The organism is Sporosarcina sp. Y1004, assembly GCF_057669665.1.
The window spans coordinates 168,309-176,110 of the sequence record NZ_JBYHFQ010000005.1; the positions used below are offsets into that span (position 1 = coordinate 168,309).

A 7,802-nucleotide genomic window follows, 5' to 3' on the forward strand; every position below is an offset into this window, starting at 1 on the left:
CTCTATATAAAATAAGTGGTAAGGTTAACACTATATAAATCATAATTCGAATTCTTTAACCCCATTTAAAGCCCCATTGACATATGTTCGCTCGATGAAAGTAATACTATGATCATGACCTATGAGTAAGACTGAGGAAGAACGGGTTCCATAGTTTAGTGTTTTGATGAACAGTGGTGACAGTTGCCGTTCAAGGTCCAGGCCTACCCCGGTATTCGGCAGTAGTGCATCTGGCGCGACGTCAGCATCAGAAATGATATCGAAAAGAACATCTGTGTTAACGATTTCATGTGCCAATACATAATCCCGAAGCTTAGTCCTCCCTTTCACCACTTTCGGCCACGCCGTATTCAGAAACTGATTGCTCAAACCATGTGTTCCTTCAGATATTTTCGCGGTTTCTGCTTGCTTATTGGAAAAGTAGTATAAAGAATCAAAATCGCCGACGAGAATATTAAATCCTGCATAATCGTCTTTCTTCCTCTTCAATGTTTCAAGGTATTCTTCAGGCGACACAGTTTCTGATAAAAAGCTAGCGACGATATCGCCGCGGGATTGTTTATCAACAGTGATTTCCTGCGGGTCTCGGTAATTCGTCAATGCAGCGAATCGCCCTGATTTCGTTACACCAAGCCAAGTTCCCCTGTGCAACAAATCACGTCCTGCCAATATATCAGGCTTGTCTGTCCAGAAATCTGCCGAGGCAGTCGGACGCTCATAAAACTCATCCCTGTTCGCGGCGACAATCAATTTGTAAGTCGGATGTTCGTTGTAATGAAAATTAATCAGACACACTTTTCGACACCCCTTTCCCTCCATTATACGCCTAGCCCAGTACATATAGTAATTCGCAATACCCATTTGCAAGACTATTCCTTTAGTTGACCAAATGACAATTAAAAAGGGGTGTATTTCATTTGAATCTATAACAGAATACATCCAAGCATAACTAATAATAAGCAAAAAAGTTATTAATGGAACTTTTCACACGGGATAACGTACAATTAATATCAAAGAAAGAGGCGAAACTAAAAGTGGCAGATTCTAAGGAATGGTTAACAGAGGAATTAAATAAGGTTGAGGTTTGGGAAAAAAATCAGAGCGATTTATGGTTTTGGGAAAAGCTTGGGCGTTTGCCATTTAAGATCATCGATAAATTCACCCCTGCTTTTATTCAAAAAAAAATCGGCTTACTTTTGGATGAACTCGGTCAATATGTACAAACGGGCGGCAGCTATTTAAGTTCAGCTACTAAAATCCCTGCTTATTATCCCGACTTAACTGTAAATACATTGGAAGATGTCGAAAAGCTTGATATTTCAACAATGGACACAGCTGTAGAAAAAATTACTGGTAGCAGAAAAAAGTTTGCAACGGTTCAAGGTGCTAGTACTGGTATTGGCGGTATTTTTACGTTAACAATCGACATTCCTCTACTTCTTAGTTTACAGCTAAAAACATTACAGGATATTGCGATTTGTTATGGTTATGATCCTAAAGTAAAAGAGGAACGTTTGTTTATCGTAAAATGCATGCAATTTGTATCTGCTGACATTGTAGGTAAACAAGCCATTCTTACACAATTGTCTCAATTCGATAATCCCGATGACTCTACAAAACGCGAAGTTCTTTCTGAACTGCAAGGCTGGCGCGAGGTCGTTTTTTCTTTCCGGGATCAATTCGGTTGGAAAAAGCTATTTCAAATGGTACCTATCGCAGGGCTCGTGTTCGGCGCATTCATCAATCGCTCTGCTGTGAGTGATATTGCTGAAGCTGGTAAAATGCTTTACCGAAAAAGAAGAATTATTGAAAGGCTTAGGAATGATGTTAGTTCTAAAAGCCAAACTACCTAACTCTTCAATATGTACAAATGCATCAGTCGCATTAAATTTGTGACCCGCTGATATCATTCAACCGAACTTTTTTACTGCTATAAAACAGGGATTTCTACTTGATTCACAAGATTCCCCCTTCACTTAAATTATAAAAATTGACAATCATCATCTGATGTAACTATAATGATTACATCGGGAGGTTACTTGCAATGAAAATCAGTAGTCGCTTTACAGTTGCAGTTCATATTCTATCCCTCGTAGCAATCGAAAGAAACGAGCTTTGCACTTCTGAATGGATTGCGGAAAGTGTGAATACAAATCCTGTAGTCATACGAAGAGTAATTGGTAAACTAAGAAACGCAGGACTTATTCAAGTTCGGCGAGGTCTTGGAGGAGCTACACTTCAAAAATCATTAAAAGATATTACCCTGCTCGATGTGTACAGGGCAGTTGAAGTCGTAGAAGAAGGCGAGCTTTTTCAATTTCATGAAAAACCAAATCCAAATTGCCCTGTTGGTGCCAATATCGAGGCTGTTCTTGAACTGATTTTACTACGGGCTCAAGATGCGATGGAATCTGTTTTACATGAAATTTCGATGGAAGAGTTAATATCGGTATTAACACAAAAAATTGGATAGTTTATTCGGTTTTTTGATTACCGTTGTAACTGTAACCATTACAGTTACATTCTAAATCGTTATCATGAATAGCTACAAATCATTAGGAGCATATTAGTATATATGTGCCAAAAACTGGAGGAATTGTCATGAACATTGGAATTATCGGAGCAACAGGAAAAGCAGGAAGTCTTATTGTAAAAGAAGCGATTGACCGAGGACACGAAGTTACAGCTATCGTTAGAAACGCAGCAAAAATGTCTGGGGAAAAAACGAACATTCTCGAAAAAGATATATTTGACCTGCAAGCTGAAGACATTCAGCAATTTGATGTTGTCGTAAATGCATTCGGCGCACCTGCAGGACAAGAACACCTCCATGTAGATGCTGGAAAAGCATTAATTGAAGTGTTTAAGGCTGCTCCCAAAACAAGATTAATTGTTATAGGTGGTGCAGGTAGCTTGTTTGTAGATGAAGCTAAAACCATCCGCCTAATTGACACACCCGAATTCCCTAAAGAATACTTTGCAACTGCTTCCAATCAAGGACAGAACTTACTAGATCTGCAAAAGACGAGTGGAGTTAAATGGACATTCATTAGCCCAGCAGCATTCTTCAATCCTGAAGGAAAAAGAACGGGTTCGTATCAAAAAGGAAAAGACAATTTAATGGTAAATTCAAAAGGTGATAGCTACGTAAGTTATGCAGATTACGCAGTCGCAGTTCTTGATGAAATCGAGAATCCTCAACATATAAATGAACGTTTTACTCTTGTTTCTGAAGCAAAATAACTAAGTTTTGGGAGATGAGTACTATGCCAAATGAAACCAAGAAATCTGGAATTGAGATTGGAATATATACATTCGGGGATCTTGGTCCAGATCCTCAAACTGGAAATACAATTAGTATTCAACAGCGCCTTCATGAAGTAATGGCTATTGGAAAGCTGACTGAAGAAGTCGGACTTGATATTTTTGGTGTCGGTGAGCATCATCGCTTGGATTATGCAGTATCGGCTCCGCCAGTTGTTCTTGCAGCAGTGGCACAAAACACAAAGCGTATTAAATTGACGAGTGCAACGACTGTTTTGAGTACGGTCGACCCCGTTCGTCTATTCGAGGATTTTGCAACACTGGATTTGATTTCGAATGGCCGTGCTGAGATTATTACAGGTCGTGGTGCATTCGTAGAATCCTTTCCGTTATTCGGCCATGACTTAAACAATTATGACGAGCTCTTCGATGAAAACATTCGACTTCTCCAACAATTGAATGCCAATGAAATCGTCAGTTGGAATGGGTCATTCCGTTCGCCTCTAACTAATTCTATGATTGCCCCCCGGCCTGTTCAAGATAAACTGCCGATTTGGGTTGGTGTCGGTGGCACACCTGAAAGTGCAATACGAGCAGGCAAACTTGGAACTGGTTTAGCATTAGCCATACTTGGCGGCGACCCAATTCGTTTTAAGCCACTTGTTGATTTGTATCGTCAAGCAGGCAAAGATGCAGGGCATCTTGAAGAGGATTTAAAAATAGCTGTAACTGGACACACGTATATAGCAAAGACTTCACAACAAGCAAAAGACGATTTCTATCCCTACTATGCAAATTACTGGGGGTACGTGAACAAACAACGTGGAATGAGTACGAGAATTTCTCGTTCTGATTTCGACCATATGGCCAGTCCCGAAACCGGACTATTTGTTGGCAGCCCTCAGCAAATAGTCGAGAAGATTCTTCACCAACACGAATTATTTGGACACCAACGCTTCATTGCACAAATGGATATCGGAGGCTTGCCGTTTTCTTCAGTCGCAGCAAGTATTGAAATGTTAGCAACAGAAGTAGCTCCAATCGTTCGACGGGAGACCACTAGGTAAGGTTATCCTTTGATCATCTACCTCTTGAAACAAACCAACTATTTGATGACGTATTAGAAATGACTTCACTAATTAAGCAACATATAATAGCATAATAGTATTAGATGAATGGGGAGATTACTTGCTCTCCATTCTTTTTAAATTGCACCACTTATTTATAAATATCATAAGCGTTTTTGTAAAAGCCATTAGTTCTCCAATGTTTATTTTTTCATCAACTGTATGGGCCTCTTCCAACTTCCCAGGACCATAAATAACTGTGGGAATCCCTGCTTCGCCTAGCCATCCTGCATCTGTTACTGTTCTTGACATGCCGATGATTACGGGACTTTTTTCGGTGTGTTCATGACAGTATGCTAGAAGTTGAACGGCCGCATGCCCCTCATTCATTTCAAGTGCAGGGAATATTTCCCCGCGTTCTTCAATCATCGATTTTCCACCCCAGCGATAGTGAATGGGATTTTCTCTTAACCACGGATCAGCTTTTGCTACATGGTTCAAATGTTCTTCGATTTCATTTATCACAGATTGATAGGTTTCATTCGGATAAAAGTGAACGGTGATCCAAAGCCGGCATTCATCCGCTACAAAAGCCGCGTGTCTTCCGCCTTCTATAACTGCAGGATTGATGGTGTTGCTACCAGGTGCAAAACCTGGATATTGTTTTGTCACGGCCCAGTGACGCTCTAAATCTTGTAGCCCGGCAATTACTTTCATCATCTTCTCAATCGCACTGGCCCCATTAATGTTTCCGCCCGCATGAAGCATACTCATCCTCATTGCATCATGGTAAACTTCCTCACTTTTAATCGTTATCCAGCCGGTTATTACACCGCCCTGGCCATGAATTTGGCGATTGCTACTATCGACGACGAGTGCAAAGTCTGCTGTATAGCCTTTTTCCATACACGAAAGTGTTCCAGCTTCTCCTGCTTCCTCCCCAATGACAGTCTGAATCTGCAAATCACCTTTCAGTTCCACACCTAGTTCGTTTAATAATTTTACGGCTAGTAAAGTCGCTGCCACTGCACCTTTCATATCGGAAGTTCCTCGTCCATATGCATTTCCATCTTTAGTTGTCAGTTTAAAGACAGGCACAGTCCATTCTGTTTCATCCCTAACTTCCGCAACATCAATATGACCATTAATGAGTAAGCTGTTAAACAGAGCTCCATCTGTCCCTTTTTTTATGCCTACCACGTTTGGATCACCAGGGAACACATCCCAACTGGCTGTATCGAATTTTTCTAGTTTTAAAAACTCTTGAATATACTGCTGCACCCCGGCTGTATTTCTTGCGGGAGGGCTGATTGTCGGAAAACTAACTAGATCTGCAAGTAATTGCAATAACTCCTCTTGACGTTCATCAACCAAGTTGCTAATACTATTTTCCATTTCAATCATCCATTCTTTATTTAATGTTTAGTAAAGTAAATCCATACTTGATAGATTGCAATATTGAATTCGGTGCATTAACAGAGCGAATGCGCCGAAGCGTGTATGATGGGAAATCCCTAGTTCATTGAATTTGCGATGGAACAGAAAACAGCCGCCTTCCATAATCGGAAAGCGGCTGTTTTCTACGTAGTTACATTCATTTGATGTAGAGTCCAGTTGCTTCCCTACGCTAGCATAAACTAGATCAGGTTCGAAGGGTTTACATGCATCATGTGTCTCAGCCAAATTGGCTCCCCTAGCAGACTTCTATTCAATTCGTGTTTTCTTTATGATTAAGCCAAGAACGAGGTTCATAATGCATCCTTTCGTTCTTCCTCTTCAGGAAGATATTGCGTTAATCCAATATTACGCTATCCGTTCTTTATTTTCGTTGTGTATCCTAACTGTTCATTAGATAAAAACGATGCTTTGGAAGCAATCTCCACAAGTTGCATAACTTCATTTTTCGCCCAATGGCTATTTGGAATATCCGTAAATTTTGCGGCAGTCGTGACTACTACTTGTTTAACAGCTTGAACTTCCGCCTCGTTAGTTGCTAATACAACAGTAGCTGACGTTGGTAAAGCCACTATTAAGGTCAAAGCCAAAAAAAGTATGTGCTTTTTCTTCATGTTTATTTAAAGTCCTCCACTAGTTCATATTAATAACATAATAGTTATAGTTAACTATAATTACAACACTTTTGGATACTATTTTGGGATTCCTCCACAGGTGTCTGCTGAGATTATGACACCGGTGCCAACACCATAGCAATTCGGAAAAATAGCAAATCAATGAAGATGAGACACCAGTCTATAATCATTGACCTTGGTTACTCCTGAGTGTTAGGGTTTGCTATTGCCAACTCATTCGGCAAACTACAAAGGAGGAATTGCAATGACACAATTGATACAACAGGAAATTCATCTAGCAAATCGGCCCAATGGAATGCCTACCAAAGAAGACTTTACCTTTGTAAAAAGTTCAGTTCCCTCACCAAAAGTGAATGAAATTTTAGTACGGACACTTTATTTGTCTGTAGATCCATACATGCGTGGAAGAATGCGAGATGCCAAGTCATATATAGCTCCATTTGAATTGAATAAGGTCATTTCTGGGGGTGTCGTGGGTGAGGTGATTGAATCCAAGTCGGACGCCTTCAAACAAGGTGATGTAATTACTGGAAATCTCAGCTGGGCTGAATATACCGTAGCCACTGAAAATGAAATTCGCAAAATAGACCCTAAGTTGGCACCTATTTCAACACATTTAGGTATTCTCGGTTTGACAGGTTTAACTGCATATTTTGGATTGCTTGATATCGGAAAACCTCAAGAAGGTGAAACAGTCGTCGTTTCTGGTGCTGCCGGGGCCGTTGGTTCAGCAGTTGGACAAATCGCGAAAATCAAAGGGGCAAAAGTAGTAGGTATTGCTGGTTCAGATGAAAAGATTGACTACTTATTGAATGTACTCGGCTTTGATGCAGCTGTGAATTATAAGAAAGAAAGTTTTTGGACAGACCTTAAAAATGCCGTTCCTGACGGAGTAGATGTCTATTTCGATAATGTCGGCGGGGACGTTTCAGACGCTGTTTTTACTATGCTAAATCGAAATGCCCGTATTCCTTTATGCGGATCAATCTCTTCCTACAACGCAGAAGGAAAAGATGCTGGACCACGTATTCAATCGGCTATGATTAAGACGAGCGCTATGATGCAAGGCTTCACCCTAGGCGATTTTGCTACTGATTTTGAAAGAGGATTTACTGACTTAGCTAAATGGCTACTGCAAGGTAAACTGAAATATGAAGAAACAATTGTAGAAGGATTTGAAAATACACCAGAGGCATTCCTTGGTTTATTTAAAGGAACGAATCTAGGTAAGCAACTTGTAAAAGTGGCTGATCCTAAATACGCGAAACTTTAATAGTTCATCTGAAATTGCCTGACCTGCAACACTTATATGCTATAAAAAAACTCCTCAAGCAACTAAACTGTACCCTGTGTAAAGGACAATTAAAAAAAGCCTATGCTA

General features: G+C 40.2%; 8 protein-coding genes and 1 riboswitch. Of the genes, 5 read left to right on the top strand and 3 right to left on the bottom strand.

Annotated elements, in window-relative coordinates; genetic code table 11:
- Positions 1-39: 39 nt before the first annotated feature.
- A complete protein-coding gene (locus tag AC25Y6_RS05820) occupies positions 40-795 on the bottom strand; it encodes an NRDE family protein (RefSeq protein ID WP_488142321.1) in 756 nt (251 codons plus the stop codon).
- A gap of 239 nt (positions 796-1,034) precedes the next feature.
- Between AC25Y6_RS05820 and AC25Y6_RS05825 the strand changes: the two genes are divergently transcribed.
- The 4 genes from AC25Y6_RS05825 to AC25Y6_RS05840 all read left to right on the top strand — a co-directional run bounded on the left by AC25Y6_RS05825 (position 1,035) and on the right by AC25Y6_RS05840 (position 4,331).
- Positions 1,035-1,853, top strand: coding sequence for an EcsC family protein (locus tag AC25Y6_RS05825; RefSeq protein WP_482105566.1), 819 nt, complete (start codon positions 1,035-1,037; stop codon positions 1,851-1,853).
- Positions 1,854-2,044: 191 nt separating this feature from the next.
- Positions 2,045-2,473 carry an Rrf2 family transcriptional regulator gene (locus AC25Y6_RS05830; RefSeq protein WP_482100026.1) on the top strand — a complete coding sequence of 143 codons (429 nt, stop codon included), beginning with the start codon at positions 2,045-2,047 and terminating at the stop codon, positions 2,471-2,473.
- A gap of 128 nt (positions 2,474-2,601) precedes the next feature.
- The gene (locus AC25Y6_RS05835; protein WP_482105565.1) at positions 2,602-3,243 is read left to right on the top strand and encodes an NAD(P)-dependent oxidoreductase; all 642 of its coding nucleotides are present in this window, start codon (positions 2,602-2,604) and stop codon (positions 3,241-3,243) included.
- Positions 3,244-3,266: 23 nt separating this feature from the next.
- Entirely contained in the window at positions 3,267-4,331 is a 1,065-nt protein-coding gene (locus AC25Y6_RS05840; protein ID WP_488142322.1) for an LLM class flavin-dependent oxidoreductase, read from the top strand.
- A gap of 117 nt (positions 4,332-4,448) precedes the next feature.
- On the opposite strand, the gene AC25Y6_RS05845 is transcribed toward AC25Y6_RS05840, so the two are convergent.
- Complete coding sequence (locus AC25Y6_RS05845) at positions 4,449-5,726, bottom strand: acetylornithine deacetylase (protein WP_482105563.1); 1,278 nt, start codon at positions 5,724-5,726, stop codon at positions 4,449-4,451.
- A 207-nt stretch (positions 5,727-5,933) separates the two neighbouring features.
- Positions 5,934-6,036, bottom strand: a riboswitch (TPP riboswitch).
- 103 nt (positions 6,037-6,139) lie between these two features.
- Positions 6,140-6,358 carry a hypothetical protein gene (locus AC25Y6_RS05850; RefSeq protein WP_488142323.1) on the bottom strand — a complete coding sequence of 73 codons (219 nt, stop codon included), beginning with the start codon at positions 6,356-6,358 and terminating at the stop codon, positions 6,140-6,142.
- Between the two features lie 307 nt (positions 6,359-6,665).
- Here AC25Y6_RS05850 and AC25Y6_RS05855 point away from each other — a divergent pair, with 307 nt between their 5' ends.
- Positions 6,666-7,694 (top strand): NADP-dependent oxidoreductase, encoded by a 1,029-nt coding sequence (locus tag AC25Y6_RS05855; RefSeq protein ID WP_482105561.1) that lies wholly within the window; start codon positions 6,666-6,668, stop codon positions 7,692-7,694.
- The last annotated feature ends 108 nt before the right edge of the window (positions 7,695-7,802 follow it).

Bases quoted from the DNA above. Each gene is read 5' to 3' on its own strand.
- AC25Y6_RS05830 (WP_482100026.1), top strand. From the start codon at position 2,045: ATGAAAATCAGTAGTCGCTTTACAGTTGCAGTTCATATTCTATCCCTC.
- AC25Y6_RS05835 (WP_482105565.1), top strand. From the start codon at position 2,602: ATGAACATTGGAATTATCGGAGCAACAGGAAAAGCAGGAAGTCTTATT.
- AC25Y6_RS05840 (WP_488142322.1), top strand. From the start codon at position 3,267: ATGCCAAATGAAACCAAGAAATCTGGAATTGAGATTGGAATATATACA.
- AC25Y6_RS05845 (WP_482105563.1), bottom strand. From the start codon at position 5,726: ATGGAAAATAGTATTAGCAACTTGGTTGATGAACGTCAAGAGGAGTTA.
- AC25Y6_RS05855 (WP_482105561.1), top strand. From the start codon at position 6,666: ATGACACAATTGATACAACAGGAAATTCATCTAGCAAATCGGCCCAAT.